The organism is Bacteroides reticulotermitis JCM 10512 (assembly GCF_000517545.1).
Classification (GTDB): domain Bacteria; phylum Bacteroidota; class Bacteroidia; order Bacteroidales; family Bacteroidaceae; genus Bacteroides; species Bacteroides reticulotermitis.
In genome coordinates, this window is record NZ_BAIV01000013.1 from 131,862 (window position 1) to 148,041 (window position 16,180).

Annotated in this window: 10 protein-coding genes and 2 pseudogenes; 10 read left to right on the forward strand and 2 right to left on the reverse strand. The window is 43.5% G+C overall.

What is annotated here, in order from left to right; all coding sequences use genetic code 11:
* The first annotated feature begins 11 nt into the window (after positions 1-11).
* From JCM10512_RS21340 to JCM10512_RS09575, 10 genes are all read left to right on the forward strand, one after another.
* Positions 12-1,109 (forward strand): FecR family protein, encoded by a 1,098-nt coding sequence (locus tag JCM10512_RS21340; protein WP_052517162.1) that lies wholly within the window; start codon positions 12-14, stop codon positions 1,107-1,109.
* 161 nt (positions 1,110-1,270) lie between these two features.
* Positions 1,271-4,615, forward strand: a complete 3,345-nt coding sequence (locus tag JCM10512_RS09535) for a SusC/RagA family TonB-linked outer membrane protein (protein ID WP_081741268.1) — start codon at positions 1,271-1,273, stop codon at positions 4,613-4,615.
* Positions 4,616-4,626: 11 nt separating this feature from the next.
* Positions 4,627-5,448: a RagB/SusD family nutrient uptake outer membrane protein gene (locus JCM10512_RS09540; protein ID WP_158332196.1), complete on the forward strand. Its 822-nt coding sequence runs from the start codon at positions 4,627-4,629 to the stop codon at positions 5,446-5,448.
* On the forward strand, positions 5,439-6,065 hold the full coding sequence (locus JCM10512_RS09545; protein WP_158332197.1) for a RagB/SusD family nutrient uptake outer membrane protein: 627 nt from the start codon (positions 5,439-5,441) through the stop codon (positions 6,063-6,065). Before JCM10512_RS09540 ends, JCM10512_RS09545 begins: the two co-directional genes overlap by 10 nt.
* A gap of 21 nt (positions 6,066-6,086) precedes the next feature.
* Positions 6,087-6,884, forward strand: coding sequence for a DUF4843 domain-containing protein (locus JCM10512_RS09550; RefSeq protein ID WP_044162520.1), 798 nt, complete (start codon positions 6,087-6,089; stop codon positions 6,882-6,884).
* A gap of 32 nt (positions 6,885-6,916) precedes the next feature.
* The gene (locus tag JCM10512_RS09555) at positions 6,917-8,500 is read left to right on the forward strand and encodes a PKD-like family lipoprotein (protein ID WP_044162522.1); all 1,584 of its coding nucleotides are present in this window, start codon (positions 6,917-6,919) and stop codon (positions 8,498-8,500) included.
* Positions 8,501-8,507: 7 nt separating this feature from the next.
* Positions 8,508-9,032: a TlpA family protein disulfide reductase gene (locus JCM10512_RS09560; protein WP_158332198.1), complete on the forward strand. Its 525-nt coding sequence runs from the start codon at positions 8,508-8,510 to the stop codon at positions 9,030-9,032.
* 25 nt (positions 9,033-9,057) lie between these two features.
* On the forward strand, positions 9,058-10,191 hold the full coding sequence (locus JCM10512_RS23765; RefSeq protein ID WP_052517164.1) for a TlpA disulfide reductase family protein: 1,134 nt from the start codon (positions 9,058-9,060) through the stop codon (positions 10,189-10,191).
* Positions 10,192-10,198: 7 nt separating this feature from the next.
* On the forward strand, positions 10,199-11,086 hold the full coding sequence (locus JCM10512_RS09570) for a S1 family peptidase (RefSeq protein ID WP_044162523.1): 888 nt from the start codon (positions 10,199-10,201) through the stop codon (positions 11,084-11,086).
* A 21-nt stretch (positions 11,087-11,107) separates the two neighbouring features.
* Positions 11,108-12,280, forward strand: a complete 1,173-nt coding sequence (locus tag JCM10512_RS09575) for a redoxin domain-containing protein (RefSeq protein ID WP_044162525.1) — start codon at positions 11,108-11,110, stop codon at positions 12,278-12,280.
* A 109-nt stretch (positions 12,281-12,389) separates the two neighbouring features.
* Here the strand turns inward: JCM10512_RS09575 and JCM10512_RS09580 are convergent.
* Both JCM10512_RS09580 and JCM10512_RS09590 read right to left on the reverse strand, forming a co-directional pair.
* Positions 12,390-14,858: pseudogene (locus JCM10512_RS09580) on the reverse strand (glycosyl hydrolase 115 family protein).
* Positions 14,859-15,484: 626 nt separating this feature from the next.
* Positions 15,485-16,180 (reverse strand): annotated as a pseudogene (locus tag JCM10512_RS09590) (family 43 glycosylhydrolase); the annotation flags it as partial.

Consider the following 16,180-nt stretch of genomic DNA (forward strand, 5'->3'; position numbering starts at 1 on the left):
TATGTATAACTATGAATGACGACCAAAACATAGAGGATGATATGAAGCTGAGTGATGAACCTTCAGCGCATGAAGCCATGGACTGTAAGCGGGCATTTACTCGAATGAGAGTTCCCGCTCCTGATGTGGATGATGCTTGGCAAAAGTTCAGTGCGGACACTGATACGCAGCCAAAAATGAAGAAGTTTAAGAGTAAACGAAGTTTATTTATTGGCTTTGTGACAGGAGTAGCTGCTTCGGTCGTTATCTTCTTTGGTATTTATCAGATGTTTATCGCTTCGCTTCTCCCACAACCTGTACAGGTTTTCAATGCCGAAGAGAGTGGGAGCGATGTTCTGCTGTCGTATAGCTCAGGACAATCTTATAATCTATCGAATGCCAACACGGCGGCCACGGGAGCTTTATTAACACAGGGTGTTAAAGCTAACAAAGACTCCTTGGTTTATATGCAGGCAAAGTCGAATGTACAGCCTAAGTTGCTTACGGTTTCTACTCCCCGGGGGAAGGATTACCACATCGTTTTGCCCGATGGGACAAATGTATGGCTCAATGCTGATACCAAGTTGGTATTTCCCGAACACTTTTCCGGGGCACGCAGAGAGGTGCAACTGGATGGTGAAGCCTACTTTGAAGTGACTGAGGATAAAGAGCATCCATTCGTAGTCAACAACAAACTGTTTGCTACAATCGTGCTGGGCACAAAGTTTAATATGAAAACGTATAATCAGGATGATGCTAATGTTGTACTTATCGAAGGAAGGGTGCAGGTAGAAAGTACGAAGACCGGTGCTACTCAGACTATTCTGCCGGGACAAAAGGCACATCTTACGCCTGCCGGACAATTCGATGTGCAACAGGTCGATACGTATGCTTTCGTTCAGTGGAAAGAGGGCTACTTCTATTTCAACGATGCACCGCTTGTAGAGATTATGCGCGAATTGGGACGTTGGTACAATGTCGATATCATCATCGAGAACTCGCGCATGATGTATACCCGTTTGCACTTTGTAGCTGAACGGGGGCAGGGGATTGCCGAAGCTCTGCAAAACTTGAACGCTATTGATGATGTACACGCTGTTATTAAGAATAACACAGTGGTAGTTAAATAACGGAATCTAGTACATATTGCTATCTTTATAGCTCTTTTTATCTTCCGAAAGGGATTATTCTTCTTTTTTCAAAAAAAAACGTTTCTTTTCAGTACCCGATTTAGGAGTTCTGTGTAATTCTTGTAAAAGAGAGTTAAACACATAACCCTAATTAATGTATTATGCATAGAAAAGAGAAGCGAGTACGATGGAAGGAGAACAACACATTTCTCTCTATTCTATTTTGTCTTTTAGTATTAAGTGCGCATGGCTTTGCGCAGGAGAAGAAAGTATCTCTTAATTGTAAAGGGATGCGGTTGTCAGAGGCGCTAATTCAGGTAGAGCGCCAGTCAGAGCATAAACTGAGTTTCAATTTTGATGAGTTGAGCCAGTTTAATGTTACAGTAAATATCAAGAAAAAAACGGTAATTGAAGCTATTGAAAATTTATTGCATGGACTGCCTTACCAGACCAAGGTCAGTGGTCAGTTCATTACGATTTTCCGCCGAAATGTTCAACGGCAGACAAGTAGCCCTACTCGCGGAGGGGATTATACAATTATTCGTGGTAAAGTTGTTGATACATCTGACAAACCTTTGCCTGGAGTCAATATTTCTTTTAAGAATCGTAACTACGGCACTGTAACCGATATAAATGGCAACTATGCTATTTCGGTGGATAAAGGAGCCAGAGAAACGATGCTTTTCTCTTTTATCGGAATGAAGACCGAGGTGTTGACGGTCAATTGTAACGCGGAAGAGAAAATTTTGAATCTTACCCTCAAGGAGGGTGACGGACAGCTCAATGAAGTGGTTGTAACCGGTATCTTCAATAAACCGAAGGTTAGTTTCACAGGTGCCGCCACTATCATTTCTTCAGATCAAATCAAGGCGCTGGGTAATCGCAACCTGCTGAAGACGTTGTCTAATATTGATCCGTCCTTCGACTTGCAGGAGAATAATGCGAAAGGTTCCGACCCGAATCAAACACTCAATATCGAGATTCGCGGAAGTGCGACGATTGGTAGTGTGAATGAAATGCAATCGAATGTGCGTAATCAGCGCAACCTTCCTTTGTTCATTCTCGACGGGTTTGAAGTGACGTCGGAACGTGTGATGGACATGAATCAGGATGATGTGGAATCAGTCGTAATCTTGAAGGATGCGAGTGCTACGGCAATTTACGGTTCGCGCGGTGCCAACGGTGTTGTCGTGATCTCGTCGAAACGTCCCGAACTTGGACGGGTGCGGGTTAACTATTCGACCGGTATGAACCTGGAGATTCCCGATCTATCGAGTTATGACCTGATGAATTCTTTTGAGAAGCTGGAAGTAGAAAAGGCTGCGGGGCTTTACACCAATACTTCTTTAGCTACCCAACTCCAATTGGATGCTCTCTACAATGAGCATCTGAAAGCAGCTAGCGAGGGTGTCAATACCAATTGGATGAAGATTCCCGTGCGAGTGGGCCTTGGCCAGTTTCACAAGCTGGATATTAACGGAGGTGTCGATCAATTCAGGTATATCTTGAATGTGTCTTATAATCAGTTGACAGGTAGCATGAAAGGCTCGAAACGCGACAACTTGAATGGTAACATGACGATCAGTTACTTGATGAAAAAAGTGCGCTTTACCAATACCCTTAGTGTCGGTTTCAATAACGCAGCCAATAGCACCTATGGCAACTTCTCACAGTATGCTTCTATGAACCCGTATTGGAGGCCTTACAATGAGAAAGGCGAGCCGATCGCATCGTATACGTTGTTTACTGCAACCAGTCCGCTTTATAATCCTTTGTATGACGCTGCCCAGACGAGCTTCAATACATCCGATTATACCAATATACGAAATACAACCATGCTCGATGCCGACTTGATGCCTAATGTGCGTGCGAATGTCAATATTGGCTTCACACAGCAGCGCGGTGGCTCCGATTATTTTGTGTCGCCTAAAGCATCGACTTACCTGCAAAGCGGTACGGATGTTTCCGATCGGGGTAATTATATCCAAAAGACCAATAAAATGACGTCCTATCAAATGTCGGGAACAATCAACTGGGCAAAGGTGTATGGTGAGCACTCTATTTATGTAGGTGCCAACTACCAGGTGATGGAAACGAAGAATAACTCGACTTCTATGAGTGTAAAGGGCTTTATGAATGATCAGATGACCGATGTATCTAACGCTAATAAGTACTCGGGAGAAAAGCCGACTACGGATGAATCGACTGTACGTAGCATGGGGTTTACCGGTACGATTAACTACAGTTATGCGCAGAGATACTTTTTCGATGTCTCATTCCGTGAAGACGCTGCTTCTTCTTTCGGATCAGAGAGTCGGTGGGCACCGTTTTATTCGTTGGGTGTAGGTTGGGAAATTGCTCAGGAGAAATGGATGCGTAAACTCTTACCAGTTGTTAATATGGCTAAGTTCCGCTATTCGTATGGTGTAACCGGTTCGTTGAGTTTCTCCCCATACGATGCATTAACTACCTATAAGTACAACAACAACACGCAATACAATTATTTGATTGGTGCTAGTGTCAACAGTTTCGGTAATCCGAGCCTAAAGTGGCAGAATACGGTAGAGCACAACTTCGGTTTGGATCTCGGCCTATTGAATCGTTTTACATTGAACTTCAACTATTACCGTAAGACCACCGAAAACCTGCTGAGTGATGCTTATTTGCCGTTGTCGCATGGTTACACTACCTATAAAGAAAATCTGGGTGAGATTCGGAATACCGGTTATGACTTGTCACTGAGCTACACCATTCTTCGGTATTCGAACGATCATCCGATCGACTGGTCTATTCGTGCGGGTTTTTACCACAATACGAATGTTTTGGTTAAGCTGTCGGAAGCGATCAAAAAGGCCAATGAGTTTTATTCCAATTCAAACTATAGCGGCGGTACCATTAATGAATATCGTGAGGGACAGTCGTTGGATGAAATTTACGTACTGCAGTCAGCAGGTGTCGACCCGCAAACCGGAAAAAGACTCTATATCGATACAGATGGTACCATAACGATGAATGCATCCGGTTTGAATAAAGTTGCGGTGGGAAGTTCTCAGCCAAAAGTTAATGGACGTTTTGGTACAGGCTTTCGTTGGAAAGGTCTGAATGTCGATTTGAGTTTCGGTGCCCGTATAGGCGGAAAGAAACTAAATTCGACTTTGATGTCGAAAGTAGAGAATGCGGTCGTTATTTATAACCAGGATCGCCGTGTGATAAGTCAGCGTTGGAGAAAGCCCGGTGATGTGACGGCTTTCAAGAGCCTGTCGGGCGAAATTGATAATTCTTTTCCGAATAACCTTTTCGTATTTACTGAAAACACGTTTACGTTCAACAACGCGAACATCTCTTATGATTTTCCGCTGTCCTGGATTCAACGATTCGGTATGTCTCGCTTGTCTATCGGAGGAAGTTTATCTGATATCTTCTATATCTCGAATATAAAACAGGAACGTGGAACCGATTATCCATATTCTATCAAACCGACATTTACTTTTTCATGCACATTCTAAATCGTATCAAAATGAAAAGATTGAATATATCCATTATATCTGTCAGTCTGATGATGTTGTTTGCATCTTGTAGTGACTGGTTGACTGTAGAACCACAGGCTGTGACATCGAAAGATAAGATGTTTACTTCCGAACTGGGTTTCTCCAGTGCATTGGTTGGGCTCTATCTGGAACTTCAGAATGTTTATTCTCCTACCAACTTTATGATGGGAGGAAGTACAGAGTATATGGCTAACAACTACCTGACAACGACGTCGGAAACGTCTGATTCGTACCTGTTTCATACGCATCGCTATACTTCAACCACGATTGATGCGAGCTTGGGAGCATTGTTCCTAAGTTACTATAAGATTATTGCTAATTGTAATATTCTGATCGACGCTTTGCAGGGGCAGAGCGTTGTTGAACCGGATGAGGCTGCTATTATTGAAGGTGAGGCTTTGGCTATTCGGGCTTACTGCCATTTCGAATTGCTGAGGTTATGGGGACCACCGCCCACGAAGATCGATGCTTCCAGAAAGTATTTACCGTATGTAACCACGGTGGCGACCTCTCCGTATGAATATATCACGTATGATGCCTTTGTGCAGAAAGTAAAAGAGGAGTTCAACAAGGCTATTACGCTGATGGAGCCGGTCGATCCTATTACAGCCTATTCAAATGGTACGTTGAATGCGAGTTATGCTACTATTTCGAAGTATCAGGCTATGTTCTGGTATAATCGTCAGAAGCGCTTCAATGTGTATGGCGTCAAAGCCTTCTTGCCCGTCTCTACTTGTGGACCGGTGATAAGGACAATGCCTATAAGGAGGCAAAAAGCATTGTGGACGTGAAGAATCCGGATGGCAATCCGAAGTTTACATTGGGAACTCAGTCGGATATAACGAACTCGGACTTTTTGTTCTATTCAGAACATTTGGTGGGCTTGGGCTTGACGGAATGGGTAGACAAGCAAGGTGCTTTCTCCGGGCGTTTCTCTGCCTACGTGAATTCGTATGCGAATATCAACTCTATGTTGTACGACAATCAGACGGATATGCGAATGAATCTGTTTACGTCGAGTTACTCTTATTCTTTCGGAACGAGTGTATATGGAACTCGTAAATATTCGAAGTTTACGTCGACCGATTATAACAGTCCGAAGTCGATACCTTTAATTCGCCTATCTGAGTTGTATCTTATTTTAATAGAAACAGCACCGCTGGAAGAAGCCAATCAATATTATAAAACGTTCCGCTCTTCACGCTCGGCATCTTACACCGCGCTGACCGAACCGACGCGAGTCAGGGAGGTTGAAAAGGAATACGTCCGAGAGTTCTTCTCGGAAGGGGGCCAGAGTTTCTTTATGTACAAACGCTTGAATGCAGCCTCTCTGTTACTCTCTAGCGAGGGCATGAGTGCCGATAAGTACGAGTTACCGATACCAACTGATGAAACAGGCGAATTTTAAATAGTGAAAGGGAAAAGAACAATGAAAACAATAAAATATCTATTATCTCTGTTGCTGGTAGTGAGTGTAGTGTCTTGTCAGCAAGTCGAAGTTCCGATTAACGAGCAAAATTCGTATGTCAACTTCTATGATTCACTGAATCAATATAGAAGATGTATTCAGGCTCAATCGCTCAACTTCTATTATATGGATGATGCTGTTACGCGAGATACGGTCTGGTTTGATATAATCTCCTTTGCCAGTATACCTACACGGGATTATCAGGTCCAGATTTCCCAGCGGAAAATATCTTCGAATGTTATTCTGGATATGAAAGATGCCGAACCGGGTGTGCAGTATGTCTCGTTCGATAATCCGGCGGTTAAAGATTTGATGATACTCCATAAAGGAGCTTTGGTTGATGCTGTAGGCATTGTAGTGTTGCGTGATAAATCTTTGAAAGAAGAGGGCAGACGCATTGTGATGCGTATTGTAGACTCCAACGAAGTGAAAGCTTCCGATCAGCGAGAAGATACCGACATTGATGTAGCCTACGTTGCCCTCTATGTGGCAGACTGCCTTACGCAGCCTACCAACTGGGATATGTGGTTCTTCCTCGGTACGTATGGTGCAGTAAAACATGACTTTGTAGTGAGGCACTCTAACGCCCATTGGGATTACGACTTTATCAATGGCTTGGACAGCAATACGAAAACTTATTACCTATATAAGTTCCGCAATGAATTGGCGGCAGAGAATGCTGAACGCGAGGCCAATGGCTTGGGAAAACTATCTGAAAAGGATGGTACGCCAATCGAGTTTCCACAAAATTATTATTAATAGTGTAGTCACCATTTTTATACTGAAACAGAATGAAAAAGATTATATTTTATTTCATGGTATTGTCGCTGACTGCGGTTGCTACTTCGTGCAAATATGGCTTTGACGATACGTACAATGCGCTGCCTGATATTGAGATCGGCAATGTGGCCGAGACAGGTGTGGTACCCTCTCAACTATTTCTGGGCGAGGTCTTGAAAATCAGTCCGCAAATAACGTATGGGAGTGAACCTGCAGCTGAGTTTGGTTTCCGTTGGTACAAGCAATACAGCAATTCATTGAAATTGATCTCTGAAGATCCTGTATTGAACTACGCACTCGACAGCTTGGGAGTCTGGACGATACGTTTGGAAGTGACCAACAAAGTGACTCAGGTCACCGCTGCTTCAACCGTTAGCTTTACGGTAATCAGCCGAAGCGAGCGTGGCTGGTATATTTTGAAGGAAACCAGTAGCGGCAATACGGATATGGATTTAGTCCGAATGACTCAGGAAGGTGAAGTAGACGGAAACGAGTACAATTTATTGGCAAAGACCGGCAATGAATTGGCCGGTAAACCGGTTGGCTTGTCGTTCGTCTACAACTATAACTGGAAAGAACCGGGAACTTCTTATTTCACTTCGTATATATCGACCATTATGCCCATTAGTCAGAAGGGCTTAGCTACTTTCAGGATGAGAGATGAGTGGGTACTTGAAAGCAATAAAAAGATGTTTTTTGATGATAACGACGGTAATAACAACTCGTTGACCGGTGGAATCACTTCACCGATACAATCGCTTATCGTTAACAATCATAAGGCTCATCTGATGGTACAGGGCATGCAGGCTTTTCTGCCGGTAATCCCCGGAGCCTATTCGCTCTCTTCCTATTTCACGATCACCGACGGAACCAATCCTTATATGTTGGGATTTGATGAGCAGTCGCACTCCTTTGTGTTTATCACAGCCAGAGCGGCTTCGTTATCTACCTTCCCCGATGCCTATTTGCCGGAGAACTATAAAATCTCTTCGAACAACATGAACGGTACCCTTTCATTTATGGAGAATACCGATGGTTCGCTCAACCCCGACACACTCTATCAGCAACGTGCTTATGCGCTCTTTCATGAGACTACTCGGACAGATCGTTGTATTTTGCTGGGATTGGATTTAGCTCAGATCGACCCTTTGCAGTCAGAGTTTGGTGCAACCAAGTATAGTCCTATTATGTACGCGGATACCATCTCTTATGCTAGGGTGCCTGCTCTAAAAACCGCTACTCTTTTTGCTATGCATAAGAACTACCCACTGCTTTACTTTGCTCAAGGTAATAAAGTGAGTAGCTACTTGATCGATAGCAAGATTGTGAATGACGGTATATTGGCTTATCCAACGGATGAAGAGGTCACTTATCTGCATTTCTATGAATGTCTTTATGATACCAACTTCCGAAATCTGCTTGTTGCAACCTACAATGCTACTGCCGGAACCTACAAAATATACCGTTATGTGGTAGCCGGTAATGACATCACCGAAGTCGGCAGTGCATTTACAGGAACGGGTCGAGTGAAGACGTTGATTTACGCATCTCCCAACTATTCGTATTGGAATAATAATGTGTATCGTAATTATTAATAATAAAATGATGAAATCAATCTTTAAAACGCTTTTATTACTCTCTTTTCTGGCAACGAGTATTGGCTCTTTGGCACAAAGTAACGACCTGCCTCCATCAAGTCCCAAAGACCTGAAAGATGGGCAGAAGGCTCCTGACGCTATTCTCAAAGATTCTCTCTCTCAAGAGATATCCATTGCTTCATTCTTGGGTAAGTATGTTTTTATCGATGTTTGGCATTCGCGTTGCAGCCCTTGCCTTAAACAGATTCCTTTTCTGAAAGATTTGGAAAAAGAGATGGAAGGTGAAAATATAGTTTTTCTGAGTGTCAATTGCGACTCTCAGGAGTTTCGTTGGCGAGGAATGAGGGATATGTACCCTGGCCTGTCGTTATGGGATCAAGACGGATCATTCTGCGGGAAGTATAATGTGATATATAGTCCCCGTTTCATTCTGATTGACCCGGAAGGTAAGATCGCGAAAGCGTTTATGCCTCAACCCTCCAAGCCTGAAGCCTTGGAATATCTAAAGACTTTATTCAACAAGAACTAATATGATAAATTAAAAATTTTAAAAGATGAAATTAATAAAATTAAGTGTATTGGCTGCTACAACCCTGTGTACCCTCAATCTGATGGCGCAAGAAACCGATTGTACAGTTATAGCTCAGAGTAAGAATACCGATTCTACCGATATGCTTTACGTAGCCTATAAAAATAGACCGGGTTCTATGAAATTCGACTCGGTGGCTTTTGTTAAAGGTAAATGCGAATTAGCCATTCACGTTCCCTTTGTTCAACGCGCCATGGCTTATGTGGTTAAGGCTAATTCGGGCTTTTTAAGAAAGCCGATCACAGAAAAGGGCATTAGCTTCTATACGGAGCAAGGTAAAGTACTGTTGGAGATTGGAGAAAATCCGTTGGATACAAAGCGTAGCGGTACTGCGTTGAATAATGACTTTCAAGCTTATTCGGATGTCATCGCCCCTTTTAAAAAGAAAGAATCTTTGATGGAAGAAGAGTTCACCGCTGCGAAGAACAGCAATGATCAGGCTAAAATGACTCAATTGCAACAGGACTACCAAACGCTGAATGAGGAGAAAGGAAAGGCTGAACGGAATTTCTTCGACACACATCTCGATTCGCAAATTTCGCTTGATTGGATGGAACAAACAATTGATATTGCCAATCGCAAGAGCGAAGCTCAGGCTATGTACAAACAACTTAGCCAACGGGTTCGTGAAAGCGATGCGGGAAAACGTTATGGTATGAAGATTGAGTCTACACAGACTGTTGAGATTGGCAACGTTGCGCCCGATTTCACAGCCCGGACTCCGGGTGGCGAAGAAATTTCACTGAGTTCTTATCGCGGCAAATATGTGTTCGTCGATTTCTGGGCTTCTTGGTGTGCTCCTTGCCGTCATGAAAATCCGAATGTTGTTAAAGCCTACGCTACATACAAATCGGATAAGTTTGATATTCTGGGTGTGTCACTCGATCAGGATAAAGCGGCTTGGGAGAATGCAATCTCTAAAGATGGCTTAACTTGGAAGCAAGTATCCGACTTGATGGGCTGGCAGAGTATGCTGGCTATGTCTTATGCGATCCGTGCCATCCCCGCTAACTTCTTGATTGATCCTCAGGGTAAGATTATTGCTCGCGATCTTCGGGGAGATGCTTTAGAAAAGAAACTTAGCGAAGTCTTGAAATAGTCTGCCCATGAGTCGAAACAAATTAATTTGGGGGTTGCTGTTGTGGATACCTTTCATAGGTGTGTCGGGACAAAATGTAACCTATCGCAACTTTGATAGTTTTGAAAAGGAGACGCTCCGCACGCTTAAAGAGAGCGGAGCGACCTCCACTTTTAATTCGATGCATAACCTGAAACGCCAGACTTTGCAGACAAAGGCTAATTCCATTGTTCCCGTTACATTGAAGGCTGCCAATAAAAAAACGATTTCAGGTGAGAAGCTGGTTGCCGAGCGTAGCGAGGGAATCTTTGTTGTGTCTCGTTATGCACCGAAAATGGTTCGTGACGAACAGGTAGTTGCCGGTGCTTCGGCAGTCGTATTGTCGGAAGATGGTATCTGTGTATCGAACTATCATGTTTTCGAGCCGGTGATTGATACGACAAGAGTACTTACACCACTCGATAGTATCTTTTTTGTAGCTGCTAAAAGTGGTAAGATTTATCCCATCACGGAAGTACTGTCATACAACGCAACGTCCGACTTAGCTATATTCAAGATCGATCCGAAAGGGGATAAACTAACAGTTACTCCTGTCGGACAGGATCTTCCGGCCGGTGCTAATATTCATGCGCTGACTCATGTTTACGGTCATCTCTTTTACTATTCTAAAGGAGTTGTTGCCCGTAATTTATGTACCAGTGAGCTCAATGCGGACACCAATCGTTCGGATATTACGGCCGATTACTGTAAAGGTTCGAGTGGGGGGCCGCTGTTTGACGACTGTGGCAATCTGGTGGGCATTGTCTCGACCACTCAGTCGATCTATTACAATGAGCAGTCGCAAACAGATCTTCAAATGGTAGTTAAAACAATCATTCCCATCTCTTCGGTGCTCAGACTTTTAAAGCAACAGTAAGAGATGCTTAATAATATAACAATGAACAAACTAATTATATTGGTAGCCGCATTTGTGTTGCCATTATCCGTCAACGCACAGACAGCAAAGAAAAAGCCGCAACAGGCTACAGTGAAAACAACCGCTAAAGCCGCTACACCCAAAGCGGATAAGATTCAAGCCGGGTATACACTTACAGGAGTTATTGAAAAGGCTAAAGATGGTGATAAGGTCTTCTTGGCTATGATGCAGGGCGATTACAACTTCGCGACGCTCGACTCTACCACCATCAAAAATGGCAAATACTTCTTTAAAGGTCAGCAAAAGCAGCCTGTTAAACGTATGGTAGTGGCTGAGGTCGGAGAAGAATTTATCGGGTCTTCCGACTTCATACTCGGAAATACGGATGTTACGGTTGATATCAAGTTGGATAACAGCTGTGTGATTAACGGCGGCCCGGATAATACACTTTGGCAAGCATACAATGAAGAGAACACGAAGGCCAATAAAGAAATTGAATCTCAGTGGCTTCTTGCACGCGATACAACTAAAACGGATGCTGAGCGCAAGGCTGCTGCCGATCAATTTGCTAACTGGGAAAAGGGGCGTATTGCCTATCATGCCCAATACATCTTAGATCATATCCCCTCGGGTGTGAGCAGCATCTTATTTGAACAGGTTCGTTCTAACTTCGACGGGGCTACTATGGATAAGATATTGGCTCGCATGAAAGAGCAGTGTCCCGAGGATGAAGTCTATCTGGCAGTATTGAAGCAATATGAGCAAAGTAAGAAGACCGAAGTAGGTAAGCCGTACATTGACATCGCTTTGAATGATCCTGATGGCAAACTCATTAAGGTATCCGATGTCGTAGCTAAGAATAAGGTGACAATGATTGATTTCTGGGCTTCTTGGTGTGGACCCTGTCGCCGTGTAATGCCCGATGTGGTGAAAGCCTATAATAAATATAAGGATAAAGGTTTTGCTATTGTCGGCATTTCGCTCGACAACAATGCGGAAGCCTGGAAGGCGGCCATTAAGCAACTCGGTATGACGTGGCCGCAACTATCTGATCTCAAAGGTTGGCAGAGTGAGGCCGCTTCCCTTTATAATGTCAGAGCTATTCCGGCAACGATCTTTATCGATCAATCGGGGAATATTATGGGCCGGGAATTCAGTGTGGACTTAGAAACAATGCTCGACGCTGTGTTGTAATAAAGAACTCTACTCTCTCTTGAAGTTTATATGACAGTTGCTCTATCAGACATATTATATATATGGCTTGATAGAGCAACTTAATTTATTCCGAGTTACATATCGCACTTTATTTCTTTCGTGTTTCCGGTGCTCCTAAATAGCTGGGTTTTAATCCACCGGTATCTATCAGAATCTTTTCGATAACAATCCCATGATCTAACGGGCGGATGCGAAGTGTCCGTTTACCGCTCTTACCTAACTGATGGATCGAACCGGATTCGATGATGGGATTTGCCTGCCACTTGCCTATCTCTCCATTATAGTGGCCGTTGAAGTTGATGACTTGCTCCGCTCCGTTATCAAAACTGATCGCGTAACTCAGTCCTTTGTTATCATTGAAATTAAGAGTCGGAGCGAGCAGTAAGATTACATTTACCTCTCCGGTAGCTTGCATCTCGATATCATATTCCAGAGACATCTTATCCGGCTTTTGGGTAACAGGAAGCGTGGTGATGCCCGACAATGTTTTCCCAAAATCAGGGATTATGCTCCAGAACGTTTCCCCTTGAGCAGTTGCACGGCTGAAATGTTCGGCTTCTATCGACACATAACCGTTTACTTCTTCAAATTGATAAACGACCGATGTTTCCGGTATGCGGACGATTGAGGGCATCGTTTGTTTATCAGGGTTATTCCATGAGGTATATCCGATGTGTACCTGGCTCATCAGGTGATTCCACTTCCCATTTGAGATTCTTTGATGGTAATAGTCAGCCAAGACCGAGTCGCGTTGGTAGCAGCTGACTACCTTATCTGCCCAATCGTTGGCTTCGGGGTTGTTTAGAGATGCCATTTCCTGATTCTTCGTCTGTGCATAATACATATTGTATAAGTTGGCACATGCCTGAACCGGGAATGCAATCAACTGATCGTAGGTGGCTTTATAAATCTCCGGTAAGAGGAAACCGAGTCTCAGAGCATCCAAAGCCAATGCATTATAGTCATTGACTACTTGTTCCCATTCTCCGTAGTTGAAACTATACGTCTGGGCATTTAGCAATTCGGGTGTGATCCGGCGGTTGTATTTGGCATAAGTAGCAATATACGAGCTGCTTCTTTGGCATGCGATTCGCCCAGCTGCTGTGCACAGAACCTTTCTGTATGCTGTTGTAAATTACCGGCATTGAACTGCTCCGGATCCCACGCCATATCGAGGAAAAAGGAGATGGGGTATTCCATTGGTTTCAAATCACCTACATTGACGACCCATAATTTGCGAACTCCGTGTGCGTAAGTCAGATTCATTTGCTCCCAGATACGTGGTATAGCTGATATTCATCCATTTTGAGTTGCGTGGAGCACCTACATAGTCAAAGTGATAATACATGCCATATCCTCCGGAACGAGGTTTCTCTTGTAGGTTGGGTAGTTTGCGTACATTTCCCCAATTGTCGTCACATAGCAGTAAAGTCACATCGTCAGGTACTCGCATCCCTTTATCGTAATAGTCCTGTACCTCTTTATAGAGTGCCCATACTTGGGGTGTTTCTTTCGCTTCCTTACCCGTTGTCTTCTCAATAATACGCCGTTGTTCTTTGACTATTTTTTCTAGTAAAGCAATATTAGCCCCTTCGCCCATTGGCTCATCTCCATCGCCACGCATCCCGATTGTTAAGACCGACTCCCAGTCTTTGGCGCGCTCCAAGCCGGAAGTCCAGAAGTTACGCAGCTCTGTGGCATTATGCTTGTAGTCCCACTCGCCTTTACCCCGACGCTTCCAGTCTTGTTGGGCTAGAGCCATGGGCTCGTGATGAGAAGTACCCATAACGATTCCCATGGTGTTAGCCAAAACTCCATTCTGCGGATCGTCGTCATAGAACGCACTTCCCCACATAGCAGGCCACATAAAGTTACCCTTTAAACGTAATACCAATTCAAAAACCTGTTTATAAAACTTGCTATTAAAGCCACCGAACTTCTCCCGTGCCCAGTTACCCAGACATGGCCATTCATCATTGATGAAAATACCTCGGTATTCCACTTTGGGTTCGCCATCCGTATAAACGCCCGGCTGTATATATACATTTTGCTGTTGAACGACCGGCACATCTGCCCACCAATACCAGGGAGAAACACCGAGCTGTTTGGATAACTCGTAAATGCCGTAGATCGTGCCTCGCTTATCGCTACCCGCAATTACTACCGCTTCATCTACCCCTTCAATCGGATTGGCTATGGTTTGCAGGATATACTTTTCATTTTTCCCTTCCAGTTCGTCTTTTGGCAGTTTACCATTCTGAAATAATTGTTGAATCAACGGGGTGGAGAAGCTACCTATCAGAAGGAAGCGTCTCTTATCGGGGTTTGTACGAATGGCGGGCATCGTACCACATACCCGGGAAATGTCTTGCTGTAAATTATCAATTGCCATTCGAACTCCTTCATCCTCATTGGCATCTAGGAGGATTGAGGTGGGTTCGCCCTTCTCTATAAGCCGAAAGCACCCGGACGATGGAGCTAAAGATACAAATGTGTCTGTGGCAGATACACTGAAACTGATCATTAAAAGATAACAAAATAGAAATACCTGTTTCATGGTCTGTGATTTATAATAGTTAATTATCGATTATTCTCTTTACGGGCAAAGGTGGGGCATCCTCTATCGAAAGAGTCGGATAATTGCTTCTATTCCATTGTCTGATGTAACTACCGCTATCTCATACGTTTCATATTGCTTTCTTTTTGTTACATTCCGGAAAAAGGGTGATGAAACATGGAAAAAAGTTCTTTTCCGATTTGTTTTATCCAGAGAAACTACACTATTTTGCAAGAATGAATCAGAAAGAGAATACTATGAGAAAGTTTATATTGTTTTTAGTTGTATCCTTATTCTTCTGTCTGCGAGTTAGTTCGGATAATAGCCGCTTTTATGATTCCGGGCAATTATCCTGCAATCTTATTACAAAGATTAGCTAGGACACGCGTGGGCTTGTCTGCAGAACCTTTCCTAGAAGGAGATGAGGGACTGCCGATTGAATCTGTACTTCCTATTGATAGTAGCGTGGATATAAAGGCATATAGCATTGTGACTGTACAAATAATGAAATGAGTCAGACTTAAAGTGTAGCTCATAAATAATTTTAGAGGGGCTATCCGATTTCTTGGATGGCCCCTCTAAATATTTCGCTCAATATAGAAAATGTGTATTCCGATTCAGGATATTCATCTGTGTTTTATTGGTTCAAACTCGGGATTCCACCTATCTTTCCATTCAATAAAAGGTATATCATTCTCGTCAAATTGAATAGGTAACCATATATAACGAGAATCTTTCAAACTCTCCGGCCGCCACATATCCGCCATAAAGATATACAAACTATCCGTACCTTGTATCGGTAAAATGTATGTACTTTGTCCGCCAAAGGTTTTATCGGCATCTATTCCTACACACGGATTGGGAAGTTGTTTCCATTCCCCGAAGATAGACGTAGCTGTTAGTAAGCGAGCTTTATTAGGCTCCCAGCCGGTACAGCCGGAAGTTATCATCCAATAAACACCCTTCTTCTTAAAGATGGCCGGTGCTTCATTATGTCCTCCGGGAAAGATACGAATGTATTTTCCGGAATGATTGAGGTAATCATCGGTTAGTTCGGCAATCTGCAAGGTTAGATTGTCTTCCGAAGAATAGATATGATATGCTTTTCCGTCATCATCCATAAACAACGTCATATCCCTTGACATCTGTCCTCCCTGCAAATCTCGTTTCACAAACAGGCCTTTCTCAATTGCCGCATACCACTGAGCGTCCACCACTCTTTATATGCAGAGAAATTCCATTTCTGCTTTCGCTCTTGCTTACTCATGTTCTGTGGATAGATGCCCGGATTGACACGTCCGGAACGGATAAAGCGAAAAGGG